Origin of the sequence: Fibrobacter sp. UBA7003 (assembly GCA_002449765.1) — a bacterium.
Classification (GTDB): domain Bacteria; phylum Fibrobacterota; class Fibrobacteria; order Fibrobacterales; family Fibrobacteraceae; genus Fibrobacter.
Genome location: DJXN01000014.1, coordinates 159,398 through 174,106 on the forward strand (window position 1 = coordinate 159,398; position 14,709 = coordinate 174,106).

The 14,709-nt window shown below is 54.6% G+C and carries 12 protein-coding genes and 1 tRNA gene; 5 read left to right on the plus strand and 8 right to left on the minus strand.

Translation table 11 applies throughout. From position 1 onward, the window contains the following. Positions 1-262: 262 nt before the first annotated feature. On the plus strand, positions 263-1,300 hold the full coding sequence (locus B2952_RS11515) for an Rpn family recombination-promoting nuclease/putative transposase (RefSeq protein WP_290734215.1): 1,038 nt from the start codon (positions 263-265) through the stop codon (positions 1,298-1,300). 148 nt (positions 1,301-1,448) lie between these two features. Here B2952_RS11515 and B2952_RS11520 read toward each other — a convergent pair whose 3' ends face one another. Both B2952_RS11520 and rpsU read right to left on the minus strand, forming a co-directional pair. After that, entirely contained in the window at positions 1,449-1,919 is a 471-nt protein-coding gene (locus tag B2952_RS11520) for a GatB/YqeY domain-containing protein (protein WP_290734213.1), read from the minus strand. A gap of 162 nt (positions 1,920-2,081) precedes the next feature. After that, positions 2,082-2,291 (minus strand): 30S ribosomal protein S21, encoded by a 210-nt coding sequence (gene rpsU / locus B2952_RS11525; RefSeq protein ID WP_173366553.1) that lies wholly within the window; start codon positions 2,289-2,291, stop codon positions 2,082-2,084. 234 nt (positions 2,292-2,525) lie between these two features. On the opposite strand from rpsU, the gene B2952_RS11530 reads away from it, so the two are divergent. The 3 genes from B2952_RS11530 to B2952_RS11540 all read left to right on the plus strand — a co-directional run bounded on the left by B2952_RS11530 (position 2,526) and on the right by B2952_RS11540 (position 4,891). After that, on the plus strand, positions 2,526-3,362 hold the full coding sequence (locus B2952_RS11530) for an SPOR domain-containing protein (protein WP_290734211.1): 837 nt from the start codon (positions 2,526-2,528) through the stop codon (positions 3,360-3,362). A 77-nt stretch (positions 3,363-3,439) separates the two neighbouring features. Next, positions 3,440-4,753, plus strand: coding sequence for a 30S ribosomal protein S12 methylthiotransferase RimO (gene rimO, locus B2952_RS11535; protein ID WP_290734209.1), 1,314 nt, complete (start codon positions 3,440-3,442; stop codon positions 4,751-4,753). A gap of 66 nt (positions 4,754-4,819) precedes the next feature. Then, a tRNA-Arg gene (locus B2952_RS11540) sits at positions 4,820-4,891 on the plus strand. Between the two features lie 70 nt (positions 4,892-4,961). Here B2952_RS11540 and B2952_RS11545 read toward each other — a convergent pair. The 4 genes from B2952_RS11545 to B2952_RS11560 form a co-directional block, all read right to left on the minus strand. Beyond that, positions 4,962-5,279, minus strand: a complete 318-nt coding sequence (locus tag B2952_RS11545; protein ID WP_290734207.1) for an AzlD domain-containing protein — start codon at positions 5,277-5,279, stop codon at positions 4,962-4,964. After that, positions 5,276-6,049 (minus strand): AzlC family ABC transporter permease, encoded by a 774-nt coding sequence (locus tag B2952_RS11550; RefSeq protein WP_290734205.1) that lies wholly within the window; start codon positions 6,047-6,049, stop codon positions 5,276-5,278. The genes B2952_RS11545 and B2952_RS11550 overlap by 4 nt, the downstream gene beginning before the upstream one ends. Positions 6,050-6,199: 150 nt before the next feature. Further along, the gene (locus tag B2952_RS11555) at positions 6,200-9,637 is read right to left on the minus strand and encodes a cellulase family glycosylhydrolase (protein ID WP_290734203.1); all 3,438 of its coding nucleotides are present in this window, start codon (positions 9,635-9,637) and stop codon (positions 6,200-6,202) included. Positions 9,638-9,821: 184 nt separating this feature from the next. After that, positions 9,822-10,241: a hypothetical protein gene (locus B2952_RS11560; protein ID WP_254794669.1), complete on the minus strand. Its 420-nt coding sequence runs from the start codon at positions 10,239-10,241 to the stop codon at positions 9,822-9,824. A 115-nt stretch (positions 10,242-10,356) separates the two neighbouring features. Here B2952_RS11560 and mltG point away from each other — a divergent pair, with 115 nt between their 5' ends. Then, a complete protein-coding gene (gene mltG, locus B2952_RS11565) occupies positions 10,357-11,367 on the plus strand; it encodes an endolytic transglycosylase MltG (protein ID WP_290726213.1) in 1,011 nt (336 codons plus the stop codon). Between the two features lie 18 nt (positions 11,368-11,385). Here the strand turns inward: mltG and B2952_RS11570 are convergent, their stop codons facing one another. Beyond that, on the minus strand, positions 11,386-13,728 hold the full coding sequence (locus B2952_RS11570; protein ID WP_290734200.1) for a patatin-like phospholipase family protein: 2,343 nt from the start codon (positions 13,726-13,728) through the stop codon (positions 11,386-11,388). Then, positions 13,700-14,704: an ATPase, T2SS/T4P/T4SS family gene (locus B2952_RS11575; protein WP_173365200.1), complete on the minus strand. Its 1,005-nt coding sequence runs from the start codon at positions 14,702-14,704 to the stop codon at positions 13,700-13,702. The genes B2952_RS11570 and B2952_RS11575 overlap by 29 nt, the downstream gene beginning before the upstream one ends. Between the last annotated feature and the right edge of the window lie 5 nt (positions 14,705-14,709).

The window sequence follows — 14,709 nt, forward strand, 5'->3', positions numbered from 1 at the left end:
CCGACAACCCGGACGACAGTGGTAAACTTGCGGAACATATCAACGCAAGCGAGTTCCCGGCCCGGATGTTACACCATCTGCGCCTAGCGTTTAAAGAAAGCAGGTATAAAGTCGGCAAGCGACGCAGCCGATCACGGGAGTGAGCCTCCTCCTGCAAGGTGACAGACTTCCGCCAAGCAATGGCTTGGCGCACATACAATCACTAACAATCCCATTCTGGGGCAACGCCCCTATTCTGCCGCATATGCGGCAAAGGACTTTTATGTCTATCAATCCCGTCTTTCCCGATTTTGCGGAAGCATCCCGCGAATACTGGGAACAACTGACCTATGAAAAAATCAAAAAACGCACCTACCTGGACCCGCTCTACGACGTGGCATTCAAGGTTTTCCTGAACGACCCCGATGCTCTTGTGAGCTTCTTGAACGGAGTTTTTCACCTGGAGGGCGAAAAGCGAATCGTCTCCGTTACGGTGAAGAACACCGAGGTGAACATCCTTTTCCCGCAGACCAAAACTTTCCGCCTCGACATCCGCGCGACAACATCCAACGGGTATTGCATTAATGTGGAGATGCAGAAGGCGAAACACAGCCGTTTTATCGAGCGCATCCTTTTGCAGCATAGTGCCTTCATGCTCCAGAGCAAGTACGAATGGGACCAGGATTTCTTTAAGGAATCCGCAAGGGATCTTTCCGACGAGGAGCGCGCTCTGCGCGAAGCCTCCCGCTACGAAATTCCTCCCACCTACGCCATCTGGGTCTGCGATTTTCACTTGGAACAGCAGGACGGCTACTGCGGCACCTGGGGCATCCGCAACGAGAAGGGGTTGACGCTGACCGACAAAGTTAAGTATATTCTTTATGACCTGACGCAGTTCGACAAGACGAAGGAACAGGCAGAGACTGACGAAGACCGCTGGCTTTGGCTTTTGAAGCACGCCGGCGAATCCGACTCGCTCCCCGACTTCAACGACGATGTAATCGCCCAGGCGATTAAGCGCCTTCTTGTAAAGACTGCTCCGGACAGCATCCTTAAACAGCAGGCAAGAAACATGGTGATGACGGAAGAAGAACTGGACTACCTGGCGGCCCTCAAGGTCCGTGCCCGTGAGGAAGGTCGCGCTGAAGGACGTGCTGAAGGACGTGCTGAAGGGCGCGAAGAAGGGCGTACAGAAGGGCGTGCTGAAGGCGAAAAGAACAAGGCTCGGGAAATGGCGAAAGCCATGCTCGATCTTGGAATTCCCGTAGAAAAGGTTATGCAGGTTTCCAAGCTCACTGAAGACGAAATCCGCAAGCTCTAAGCGTCAAACGACAGTTCAAAAAAGGCATGTCAACATAAACGTTGGCATGCCGTATTGCAATATGCAAGGTATGTATTTCATTTTATAAAAAAATACCAACCGCAAGGCTAAACTTGCGATTGGTCACGTAAAATGGACTTTTTTACAGTTATTTCAACGCTTCCTGAACCAAGGCGGATGCGCGCTTGGCGTCGAAGCGGCCCTTGACCTTCGGGGAGAGTTCCTTCATGATCTTGCCCATGTCTTTGGGGCTAGAGGCTCCGGTCGCCGCCTTGATTTCAGCGATGAGGGCCTTGACTTCGTCTTCGGTCATTTCGGCCGGCATGTACTTGCGATACAGAGCGATGCACGCTTCCTCGGCCGGGACCTTGTCCATGAAGCCGCCCTTCTTGAGGATTTCGATGGCTTCCTGCTTCTGCTTCACGCTACGAGCGAGAACGTCGACGCACATCTCGTCGGTGATGGTTTCTTCAATCTGGGCCGGAGTGGCACCAGACTTCATGGCTTCGTTCTTGATGTCGGAATGGAGGGTACGGAGCGTTCCGAGAGTTTCGGCGTCGTGCGCCTTCATGGCGGCCTTGATATCGTCCTTAATCTTTGTCAGCAATGCACTGCTCATGTTTTACCCCGAGCGGATAACGCCCCGCTCCTGGCGTCGTGGTTAAAGTTCTAAAAACACGCAACGAGCCACCGGTCATGGACCGACGACTCATCACTCAAATCAAAAACCTTCAAAAACCCTGGACTGCAGCCAAGACACCTTGGCCTAGCCGGACGCCTACTAGTAGAGGCGCTTGCGGTTCTGGTCAGCGATTTCCTTCAAGCGCTTGCGGCGGGCAGCCGTTTCGACGCGCTTCTTTTCTTCAGAAGGCTTTTCGAAGCGCTGACGCTTCTTGACATCGGAAATGATGCCATTCTTTTCGCAGGACTTGGTGAAACGCTTGAGAGCGCGTTCAAAAGGTTCGTTGGACTTAACAATTACGCCGATCACGATAATCCTTTGGTTGAATTAGATATTCGTTTTTTGGATAGCCAAATATATTTAACTCGCGGGATTTCGTCAAGGGTAACTTCAAAACAGAAGTTTCAGTCGCATATTTGCGAAATTAGGGTTTTTTTTCGTTATTTTCTTATTTATAACTTGCGGTTCCTCAAAGACTTATATATATTTTTACCAGAAAGCCCCTACTTTTAGGTTTTTTACATCGTTTTTGGGAGATTCCGAATGAAATCAGCATGGTCGTACCCACTTTGTGCCGCCGTCATCGCAGGCGCGCTCTTTGTTGGTTGCAGCAAAGAGGAACAGGAAATCGTTCCGGACATGAAACAAGCCGCACCGGCAGCCACAGAAAAGGCCCCCGCTGCCGCCGAACAAGCAGACGAGCCGGAATTGGTACCCATCCAGTCCCTATCCCAAGGATCCAAGTCAGAACCCGCTGTTGAAGAAAAGTCAAAAACCGCGCCGGCACCGACCGCTACAGGCGACATCCAGCCGCAAAGTGAAGGTCCGTTTGTAATCCAGGTGAGCATCCAGCCCTCGAAGAAGGGCGCTGACGGCATCGTCAAGAAGCTTGCCGAACAGAACATCAAGGCCTACGTCGCCGAAGTGGAAAACCCGGGCGAACTCGAAGGTACCTACTACCGCGTTCGCGTCGGATTCTTTGCAACCTACGCCAATGCCCAGGAATACGGCAAGCAGGTGCTTTCGGCCCTGAACTTCCAATGGTGGGTCGACAACAGCAAGAATGACGAAGTTGGCAATCCGGCCGGCGATTCCGACAACAGCGGCGAATCCAGTTCGTACTACGCTCCTCCGCAGGACAACCAGCCCGAACCGGCCACGGCACCTGAACCTGAACCGGCTCCCGCGCCTGCGCCCGCACCGGAGCCTGAACCCGCCCCTGCACCGGAACCGGAACCTGCGCCCGCACCCGAGCCTGAACCGGCACCCGCTCCCGCACCAGAACCCGCTCCTGCACCGGAGCCTGCACCCGCTCCCGCTCCGGCACCCGCAGCCCCGCCTGCCCCACCTGCCGAAGACTTCGTGGACGACTGGGAATAAGCGGTTCACGCAATCTTTACGAAAAGAGCTCCTCCAGGGCTCTTTTTTTGCAGGACCTATTTTCTAAATTTGCAAACATGCCTACAAAGAAGCCCAAAGTTTTCGTTGTCCATTTAGGATGCGCCAAGAACCAGGTCGACGCGGAGAACCTCGTCGGCGAGATGCTGCACGCAGGGTTCGCGACTTGTGATTCCGCAGCCAAGGCGGACTACATCCTGGTGAACACGTGCGGGTTCATCGAGGCCGCGAAGGAAGAATCCATCAACACGATTCTCACACAAATTAAAAGCAAGAAGGCAAGGCAGAAACTGATTGTGTCGGGTTGCCTCTCGGGCCGCTACGGCGACGAACTCGTGAAGGAACTGCCCGAGGTGGACTACTGGGTAGGCACGTACAAGCCGGGCGAACTCCTGAAGAAGATGGGAATCGTCGCCCCGCAAAGCTGCGATGCAGAGAACCTCCCGCGCATGAACCTCGGCGGGTTCAAGCACCACGCCTACCTGAAGATTGCGGAAGGCTGCAACCGCCGTTGCGCCTACTGCGCCATTCCACTGATCCGCGGGAAGCAGGTTTCGCGTTCTATCGAAGACATTGTGGCAGAAGCCAAGGAACTTGAAAAACAGGGCGTGCAGGAGATTACCCTCATCGCGCAAGACACGACATACTTCGGGCGCGAGAAGGGCAAGAAGGGCGGCACCTTGGCCGGCCTGCTCCGCGCGATTCTCGACAACACGAACATCCCGTGGATACGCACGCTCTACTGGTACCCGATGTTCGTGGACGACGAACTTTTAGACCTGATGGCGAACGAACCGCGCCTCGTGAAGTACGTGGACATGCCTATCCAGCACGCCAGCGATAACGTGCTCAAGAACATGAAGAGGAACTACCGCAAGAAGGAACTCGTCGATATATTGCATAAGATTCGCGAGCGCATTCCGGGAGTCACGCTCCGCACGACCGTGCTTGTCGGGTTCCCCGGCGAGACGCACGAGGACTTCGAGGAACTGATGGAACTGCTGGAAGACATCCAGTTCGACCACCTGGGTGGATTCGTGTTCAGCCCCGAGGAAGGCACGCCCGTGATGGAGATGAACCTGCCCGCGGTAGACGAGAGCGAGGCACGCGCAAGGCTCGATGCCGTGACCGACCTACAGGAAGAAATCGACGCGGAACACGCCGAATCGATGATCGGGAAAAAGGTTCGCATCATCATCGACCAGGTGGCGGAAGAAAGCGAATACCATTTTTACGGGCGCACCGAAGGCAACTCGATGGAGAACGACGACGTCGTGAAGGTGCTCGAGGGCGACGCCGACGTGGGAGAATTCCACGACGCGCTGGTGGTAGACGCAGAACCGCACGAGCTGATTGTCAAAATTCTGGACTGAATAATTACTATATTTGCATTCGCAAAACCGGATGGATTCCGCCACGCGCGGAATTGCATTGGCCGGGCCCGTGTATCACAATGGATAGTGTCCCTCCCTCCGAAGGAGGTTATTCCGGTTCGATTCCGGACATGGGTATTAGAGCGCTCCGCACGGAGCGCTTTTTTATTTGCGATTCGTTTGTCGTTTATCGCGCGTCGTTTATAGTTTATAGCAAAAGCATGATGCCGTCAACACCGAGCACCGTAATGCAGGCGACAACGGCAACCCCCACGAGGCCGCGCCCGAGAAGCGACGCGATGACTGCAGCAACGAGTGCACACGCTCCCGAAAGCACACTGTTCGTGGAATAGAAGATGGCAGGTACCGTCATCGCGGCAAGCACCGTGTATGGAACGTACGCGAGGAAGGAACGCCAGAAGCGGCTCTTGATTTTCCCCTTCAGGAGAACGAACGGGACAGCACGCAATAGGTAGGTGACACCCGCCATCACGAGCAGGAAGAAGCAGTAATCCCTCAGGTTCATGCGCTCTCCTTACTTTGTCCGCATTCCCCCGCGGGTTGCGCGCCGGAAGGTTGCGCAACATTTTGGTCATCGGTCGAATCGTCATCGTCCTTTACCGGGAAGAAGGCTGCACCGAGGAGCGAGGCGATCAGCGCGCAGATAATAATCGCGAACCCGACAGTCACGCCACTGAGCGCAGGCACGTACCTGAACGCGCAACTGCAGGCAATTGCAATCAGGACGGCGATAAGCGTGGGTCGATGCGCCTTCATCTGCGGGACCACGATTGCGACAAACATGCCGTACAGCGCCACCCCGAGGGCGTTCGTCACTACTGCAGGGAGGATTTCTCCACAGACCGCCCCGCAGAGCGTACCCGAGGACCACCCGATGTAGGGGAGCACCATGAGACCCGCGAAATACCGCGCGGTCACTGGTTCCGCCTGGCTTACCGCAAGCGCGTAGATTTCGTCCGTAATGCCCGTTGCTAACAGCAGGCGCTTGCCCGTACCGAAGCTGGGAGCCACCTTCTGCGACAGGGAAATCGCCATCAGGCTGTAGCGCAGGTTGATAAAGAAAGTCGCAATCGCCATCTCGATGAACGTGCCCGCGGCATCGGCCATAATCTGGAGACCCGCGAACTGGCCCGCCGAGGTGAGGTTCGTCATCGAGATGAACGTGACCAGCGGCCAGCTCAAAAGCTTGGAGCCTGCGATGCCGAACGAGAACGACACCGCGAAGTACCCGAGGCCTATCGGAAGGCCGTCCTGGACGCCTTTAGAAAACTTCATGGCGACAAATATAGAAAAATTCTATAGGAAATCTATGCAAATATGCAAATTTACGCATTTTATAAGAAGGCGTAAAAACAAGGGAAGGCTTTGCCTTCCCTACTACGTGGATTATTTGCGTGGGCAGCTATCGGTGCAATATTTTCCTTGTTACTTCACCACAATGCGGCGGACCAGCGTGCTGGAGCCCGCGCGGAGACGTACGACGAAGCTGCCTTGACGGAGCATTTCGAGATTCACAGAGCCCTTCACATGCGCGAAGGTCGCCACCGGAGAGCCCTGCATGTCGAATACTTCTACCGACATGTCGCTTGCGCCCGAGACATGAAGCGTACGGCCGGCAACAGCCATTGAAAGCGGGTTTGATACGCGCGACATGGCGACTGTCGTGCCTTCGCTGGAAGAGGATTCAGGCTCGGCACTCGAGGATGTCAAAGGATTTTCACTCGAGGACGAAACCGGAGACTCGCTGGAAGAAGAAAGCGCCGAGCTTGAGCTGCTCGTCACGGAGGAACTGCTTTCGGGGGCAGTCACGACAAACGTAATCTCGTACTTCTGCCCGTTAACCGTCACGGTTTCTACAGCCGTACCTACCGGGAAGCCCTCGTGCACGGTGCCTTCAACGGTCACCACTTCACCAGATTCCTTGAAATTAAAGAACCAGATATTCCATGTATCGCGATTGAACGACCGCACATTGCTGAACGTGATGGTTTCAAACGCTTCGCCGCGAGCAACAGTCTGCTTCAGGCTACCCGTCACAACAACCTGGTTCGCATCGCTCGAAGAAGATTCGGCAGAACTGGAAGACGATTCTTCCGAACTGCTGGACTCAATTTCTACGCCCGAAGAAGACGCTTCGCTACTGCTCGATTCAATCGACGAACTGGACGAAGCGACACTTGAACTGCTTTCTTCAGAAGAGCAGCTTTCGATGCTAGACGACGATTCAGCGGAACTCGAGCTTTCCTCACTGCTAGAAGATGCGATAGAGCTGGAAGACCGTCCTAATACCGTAATCTTGCCCGTTGCAGAAGTATTGTTGTCGAGACCGGTCACCGCTATCGTATAGTCATACACATAGTCGGTCAACGAATCGGCTACAATACCCGAAATCGTATACGTCTTCGCATTGTCATCCTTCGTTCCTTTTAGGCCAGCAGGTATTCCCGACAAAGTAATCTGTTTCATATTCTCGTACCTGTAGACAATCGGTTCGATGGCATCGCCCGCAGTCACCGTCTGCGTAGAATTCCCGCTAACAAGCTCGATCAAGGTCACCAACGGCTTATGCTTCACCGTAATCTTCGCGGAGGCAGTCGCATTGTTGTCCGGACCGTACACCGTCACCGTTGCCGTGTATTCCTTATCGGAAAGACTTTCGTCCACAGCGCCGGCAATCGTCAGCGTTTTCGCGCTCTTGTCCTGAAGCATCGAGAATGTTCCCTGCGGAATCCCCGTCACCTTTGCTGAATCCATATTGGCATAGCTGAGCACGATAGGCTTGATAGAATCACCAGCGGTCACCGTCTGCGTCGAGTTGTTCGTCACAGAAACCGTCGTCGTTACCGGCTTGTGCTTCACGGTTATCTTGCCCGTAGCGGTCGCAGTCGAGTCGGCTCCCACCGCGGTAACCGTATAAGAGTATTCCTTGTCGCTCAAAGAATCGGCGACCGTTCCCCAAATCGTGAAGGTCGTATTGCTCTTGCTTACCACGCCGTTCAATCCGGCGGGAAGCCCGGCAACGCTGATATTCGTGACATTCTTGATGCCGTAGACGATAGACTCGATGGAATAGCCCGCAGTCACCGTCTGGTCTGCTTTCCCGCTCGTAAGCTGGAGCACCATCTGGACCTTGGAGGAACTCGAGGACATGCTGGAAGAAGAAGCTACGCTCGAGCTGCTCATCACGGAAGAACTGCTGGATGTCGGAGACGGTACAGGCTTAAACGCCAAACCGGAGCAGCGCACGTCATCGACATACAGGTAGTTCATGCTCGGCTGCGTACCCTTGATCTCCCAGGTGAACTTGGCGACACGCTTCTTGGAAAGCGTCACCGGCTTGGCCCAGGCTTCCTGCGACAGCATGTTCCAGGGAATCGTTACCGTCGTCCATGAGCCCGATGCGGCCTTTGTTATCTGGTGGTAGCCGTAATCCATCACGTCAGTATCTTCGGCCTTAAAGTTGTGCGCGGCGCCCTTGTACTTGTAGCTGATTTCGTTACAAGCAGAAAGATCGTAGGCGGTCTGCGATTCGTTCAGGGCCACGCCGAGCGCCACATACGGGTCGTATGGGTTGTCGCCCTGCGAAAGCTTCACGCCGGTCACTCCCGCCACGTACTTGGTAGAATTGCCTGCCGTAGAGCCCGAGAAGACCACATTGTAGCCGTCGTTTCTGCCAGGACCGTTGGAAATCGTCGATGCACCCTTGTCGCCCTTGTCGGTATAGGCGTACCATTCGCCACCGGTAAAGGCAAAGCCGTCACCGTCTTCCAGGTCGTCGATGTAGTCGGTGTAGCCCGCAGGCAGCGAGCTGGAAGAACTGGCAATGGAGCTGCTGGAGGTCGGCGACGTAGAACAGGCGGCATAGGATTTGGGAAGGAATGCAAAAATCGAATCGTTCACCCACTTGCCACTTGTCGAATAGTTCCACGCACTCCCGCTAAAGTACGATGCAACCTCGTTCTTGTTCGAAACAGACCAATTCGCACCTGAAAGTTTGTTATCCCTCATCCACTTGTACCAGTCGCTGCTGCGATTGCTGTACATCGTCCCATTGCCGCCCGGACCAGAGTTGCCCCATTCCGTCACGAACACGGAAAGGCCGCTATTCATCGCCGATACGGCATTTGCGCCTTCGCGATTGGTCTCATGCTGGCCAGCCTCATCGATACCCGCGTAGAAGTGGAACGTGTAGGCCACATTCTTGTCGTTAATCGGGCTGCTCGCGGCCTCGTTCGGATACTGGTCATAGCTGCGGTTGCCGACGACAATAAGGTTGTCGGAGTACATGCGGATAGTGTCGATTACCGCTTCGGCATACTGCTTGATGGTTCCCCAGGACTGCGACGTCGGCTCGTTGAAAATTTCAAAGATGACGTTATCGTACTTGCCCCACGTCGACGCCATATAGCCGAAGAACTTCTTCGCGTTACCCGTATTCTCGTTCGCCTTGTGGCTATGGTAGTCGATAATCACATAGATGTCGTTATCGATGGCGGCCTGCACCACCGTGTTCATCAGGCCCTGGTAGTGGCTTTCATTTGAGAAATAGTTGCCAGAGCCCCAGCTTTCATCCACACCCATCGGCGCACGGATAACCTGGATGTTCTGCTTCTGCACAAGCCCAGACACGATTTCGGATGTCCAAAAAGGCGAACCCACGTCGCTCGAGATGCTCCAGAAAAGGCTCATGCCCTGCACAACAACTTCATTACCGCTAGTGACGCCCTTGCAGGAACCGTAAATCCGGCCCGGGCCATTGCCAACCTTGCCTGCCTGGAGTTGCCCATACTGGCTCACAGGACCAATGCGTCCGAAGGATAATCCCGCCAACAAGGCGACCATCAGCAAAGCGATTTTTTTCATACCACACATCCTTTTTTCTGGTTTCTCCACCCCACCCTAAATTTAGATTCTGCAGCCCCAAAATCCACGTGACAAAAAACACAGCGCAAACATTGCCGTTTACCTCAGTAAACGCGTCCCTGCCAACAGAAACAAAAAACCCCGCTTAATGCGGGGCGTAAATCCGTTCGAAACGCTGCAACGATTAGTTTTCGTTGTTGTGCATTTCCATGGTTTCGCGGTCCATCGTGTGCTGCAGGTATTCCTTGAAGTCACGGTCGATGTTCACACCGTCAAAGTCCATGTCGTCGTTTTCCAACACGAACACGGCGCTCGGGTTATCGAGCCAGCCCACCACGTCCACGCCATCGAGTTTCATGGACTTGTCGCCGGCGAGAGCTGCAACGTATTCGACCTTGGACTTGGGCACCCAGCCCTGGCCGCAGCTACCCTTGACCAGGACATCGGTATCGCCGTCCTTGACGATGGTAAGTTCGTCATTGAACCCGGCAGTGCAGACTACGTTTCCACCACCCTTTTCCTTGGTGAGTTCAATATCACCGAGCTTGGATTTGACCTTATTGGGAGCAGCGAAGGCTGCAGCGACCATCAAACCAAGTGCCATTACGAAAAGCTTTTTCATATCGTTCCTCAAAAACAAGGTAAAATATTCAACAATGCATAAGGAATATACCTTTTATTTTTGCAATTGGTCACAATTTCTTTTAAATTTTTACATCATGAAGAAGATTTTTGCCATTTTTTGCGTTTTTTTAGCCCTCGCCTGTGCCTTTTTCGCCTTCCAGATGAAAAATCGGCTGGCCGAGACCTCCAAAAACGGCGAAACCGTGCTCATAAATATACCCAAGGGGAGTTCCGCCGGGCACGTTTTCGGCATCCTCCGCGAGAAGGGAATCTGGGACGACGAACTGGCCTACAAGGTCTGGTGCAAGCTTAACCCGCCCTCCCCGAAGGCCGGCTGGTTCGAGATACCCCCGCACCAGACCCTCGACGAAATTGCAGGCATCATCGGGAGCGGCAAGACCGCGGTACGCCGGGTGACCATACCCGAAGGTCGGGCCTCGTGGGAGATCCCCGCCTATCTCAAGAAGGCGTTCCCGGACCTGAACGAAAAACGCTGGAACGAACTCGTCCAGGACCCGAAGTTCGCCCGAAGCCTCGGAGTCGATGCGAACTCGCTGGAAGGCTACCTGCTCCCGGACACCTACCCCTTCCCCATCGACGCGGACGAGGAGACGATACTCAAGCAGATGGTGGCAGCGAACCTGAAGGTGCGCGACCAGTTCATGCCCGACTCGGCTAGTTCCATGTGGAAGACGCTCGGCAGCTGGCACAAGGTGCTTACACTGGCAAGCGTAGTCGAGGAGGAGACGGGCATTCCCGATGAGCGCCCGCTTATCGCCGGAGTATTCCACAACCGACTGAGGATTGGCATGCCGCTCGGGGCAGACCCGACGGTGCGGTTCATCTTCAGGAACCTGACCGGGCCCATCTACAAGAGCCAGCTCAACAGCGACAGCCCGTACAACACCCGCAAGTTCAAGGGGCTCATGCCGGGCCCGATATCGAACCCCGGGCGCAAGGCGATACAGGCGACACTACACCCCGACAAGACCGAGGCTCTTTACTTTGTCGCAAAGGATGACGGGAGCATGACGCACTTCTTCAGCAAGACGCTCTCCGAACACAACAAGTACAAGGACGTGGCGGCAAAGAACCGCGGCGAATAGAACGGCGGAATCTAAATCCTAGAACAGGTCGTATTCGCCGATTCGGATAAAGTAGCTATAGTTGTCGAAATCCGCGAGATCGCCGAAGGTTTCGCTATCCACGACACGAGACATTCCTGCATAAATCTTAACGGACTTGTAGGCCAAGCGCAGGGCCGGTTCAAAGACGAACCTGTGCTTTCCGAAAGTCGCGGTCGGATTTTCCTCGAAATCATGGACATAGGCAAAATTAAGCCAGAGTCCGGAGCCCCTGTAATGCAAGCCTCCCTGCAGGCGAACCAACCCATAATGGTGCGACACCAAATCCGGATTAATCCATTCCATGCTCCAGGGCGTCGCCGCGATGCGGGGGCGGATACAGTTGTCGAGGGGTTCAATCTCGAAGGATTCCGGATATACGTAACCGTAACCATGCTTATGGTACTTGTTCATCGCGAAGGCGGCAAGCGCATTCAATGTCACGAAGGGCTTGGGCGAAATGGCATACTGCGCATCGAAATACGAAGTGATGAATGTCGGAATAATCTCGTCGAATCCGAAGTCGTAGCCGATGGACGTAAGGCCAATATCGCCATGGAAGGCAAAGCCGTTTTCCGAGAACCAGGCCCGTCCATCGCCCGAGACATATTCATAGCGCAGTTTCTGCGACGCAGGATACATCTCGAATTCCCCGCCCGGATAGTAGCGGCGTTCAAGTTCGTAGACGCGATCCGCAAAAAGGAAATCCGCAGAAACCTTCTGGTGCTTGTCAAACCTGTAGAACATGGATGCAAAGATATCGCTCTTCTTTTCGGAACGGATCCTGTAATATCCGGGAACGTCTTCGGCAAAGGTTTTTAACGGCTGGAGTTTCTGCCAGGTATACCCGACTTCCATTCCCCAATCCAAACTCCAGAGCCGGCCGATTTGAGCCTTCGGGGCAAAGCCATAGGAGGTTCCGCCCCAAAAACCGGAAAACATCAGTTGGATTTCCATCTGATCCACATGGTAAAAATCGATTTCGGCATAGGCATTCGGACCGATGACATTCGACCCGAACCCGCCAACAGCCACATCGAAAGTCGGCCTGATTTCGGCATCCACTAGGACATCCCCATCAGGCTGCATGTCGAAAGCCACGGAATCAATCGCAGGGAACCGCAAAAGGCTGTATGCAAAATTTCTCGGAGCGACAATTCCCGTATCGCTTTCGCTCCAGTAGGATTTCACGGGGGAATGCGTCTCGGCGGACAGGCTATCGAACGAGGGTTTGAACTTGAACCACGGAATGGACGCCACGTGAGCCGAACCGTAGTCGCCTCGGCGCATGCCGATGGGAGCCATCTGAGAGAGTTTCGATTCGAGCGCAGAGAATCCCGCCTGGATCCAGCCGTTGCGCGAAGTATCCGACACCGTATGCGGACGCACTACGATTCCGGGCTGCGACCCAAGATTTTTTAGAGTATTCAACGCAATCGCCTTCTGCGGTCCCGAGACACGAAGTTCTCCGCGGAGAGGGGCCGCAACCGCAATAATCGCCATTTCGTCGGGAGAATCTTCCGCAGGGAGCGCAAGGTAAGGGCAAAAGTCTCCCGGCATTTCGCTTCCCTTCACAGGCAAGCTCCCCATGACTTCCTTGAACGAACTTCCGAGCGAGCCGTCACAACCCAAAACGGAAAACGGGATTCTGTATTTTCCGCTATGGCGCAAAATCGATTCCTGAAGGCGGAGATAAGAAAGAGACGACTGCACGTTACCCGAATCGGGGATAAGCAATTTCTGTCGCCTGTGAACATTTCCCGAGGAATCGACATAGAACGAAAACCGTTCGCGAAGAGCCGGCATGCCGGACTCCGAAACAGGAAGCCTGTAGCGGGGCTCCCCGGCAAAACCCTCTTTAGAAGAAAGTATTCTCGAGAAATCCTCGTCGCGCAAAATCCGCTGGATGTCATCCAGCGAGACGCCCTTCGTCCAGAGGTATCCGACAAAGGCTCCCCACGAAGTCCCTACAACGGAATCTACAGGCACAGAATAAGCTTCAACCGCATAAAGCACGCCGAGGTGGAACCACGGAGAATTCTCCCCGCCTCCCAAATAAAGAACGGACTTTATCTGGCGAGAGGAAACCGCGGAATCCTTTTCCGGATCGGGATTCCGATTTTGAACCGAATCGGGAACCGTGCTCAGGGCTTCAAGGGTCGCAGCGGCATCCGCGAGCGAATCGACATTCCCGGGCGATTCCGGCAACTGCCCTGACAGTGTATCAGCAACCAGAGCCTGCGTGGAATCCGTAGCTTGGGCGGGCAGCAGCGAAAAAGCGGCAAGGGCCGCCGTGCAAACGGTTCTAAACAACCTAGCCGAGAAGCGCGACGTTAGAGACATACCTCTCCGCGACATCGCGGGCAATGTACCCCGCCTTCACAAGTTCGGCCAAGCAATCATCCATCAGAAGCATCCCCTCCGAACCCGAAGCGGCGATAATCGATGAAAGCTTGAAAAATTCGCCGCTACGAATAAGCGTAGCAACCTTCTGCGTATTGAACAACACTTCCCAGGCAGACACCGGAGTTCCATCGGAAGCACCGGGAAGCAGCCGTTGTACAACAATTGCCTTGAGATAGGCGGCAAGCATCGTGCGGCAAAGGTCACGCTCCGTGGAGGGGACCATCGAAAGTAGGGCATCCATCACTCCGGCAGAATTGCCCGCTGTCACATTGCACACGACAAGCGCACCCGCTTCTGCGGCACGCAACATCGGCAACAGGTTTTCGCCGCTGAAATCGCCAAGCCATATAAGATCGCAACCACTGCGGAGCGCCTGCGAAATACGGTCGGCCACCGAGCCCGAGGAATCACGCAGGACAAGGCTACCGCCCATATTCACGGGAATTTCTTCGAAGCCATTCAGAAGGCTTGCACGCAACACCCGGGACTCGCAAAGAGAGCTCACATAGGCCGTCGCGGTCGTCGTCTTGCCCGAGCATGCCGGCCCTGCAAACACGACCAATCCCGAACTTAGCGCCAAAAGGCTCGAGGCAGATTGCGGGGCGCCCAAGGAATCAAAAGACGGACATTCCGCAATCAGCGGGCGAAACACGGCTGCGTTTCCGAGGGCCGCACGGAAAAACCGGACGCGCCACTTGCATCCAGCCCACGGGCCGCAAACCATGAAACCCGTATCGCCTTCCATTGCGCCCAGGAACTCGCGAAGAGAACCGAATTCCACCTCGGGAGCATCGGGAACAACGCCCACCTTGCCAGCAAGGCGAACAGCGGGAGCGGCACCTTCTGTCACAATCAGCTCACTTGCGCCAATGTTGACAACATAATCTAAAATCGGTTCGATTTCTGTAGCCATAACAC

Coding starts and splice junctions, on each gene's coding strand:
- B2952_RS11545 (WP_290734207.1), bottom strand. CDS start 5,279: ATGAACCTGAGGGATTACTGCTTCTTCCTGCTCGTGATGGCGGGTGTC.
- B2952_RS11575 (WP_173365200.1), bottom strand. CDS start 14,704: ATGGCTACAGAAATCGAACCGATTTTAGATTATGTTGTCAACATTGGC.
- B2952_RS11530 (WP_290734211.1), top strand. CDS start 2,526: ATGAAATCAGCATGGTCGTACCCACTTTGTGCCGCCGTCATCGCAGGC.
- rimO (WP_290734209.1), top strand. CDS start 3,440: ATGCCTACAAAGAAGCCCAAAGTTTTCGTTGTCCATTTAGGATGCGCC.
- mltG (WP_290726213.1), top strand. CDS start 10,357: ATGAAGAAGATTTTTGCCATTTTTTGCGTTTTTTTAGCCCTCGCCTGT.
- B2952_RS11560 (WP_254794669.1), bottom strand. CDS start 10,241: ATGGCACTTGGTTTGATGGTCGCTGCAGCCTTCGCTGCTCCCAATAAG.
- B2952_RS11550 (WP_290734205.1), bottom strand. CDS start 6,049: ATGAAGTTTTCTAAAGGCGTCCAGGACGGCCTTCCGATAGGCCTCGGG.
- B2952_RS11520 (WP_290734213.1), bottom strand. CDS start 1,919: ATGAGCAGTGCATTGCTGACAAAGATTAAGGACGATATCAAGGCCGCC.
- B2952_RS11555 (WP_290734203.1), bottom strand. CDS start 9,637: ATGAAAAAAATCGCTTTGCTGATGGTCGCCTTGTTGGCGGGATTATCC.
- B2952_RS11515 (WP_290734215.1), top strand. CDS start 263: ATGTCTATCAATCCCGTCTTTCCCGATTTTGCGGAAGCATCCCGCGAA.
- B2952_RS11570 (WP_290734200.1), bottom strand. CDS start 13,728: ATGTCTCTAACGTCGCGCTTCTCGGCTAGGTTGTTTAGAACCGTTTGC.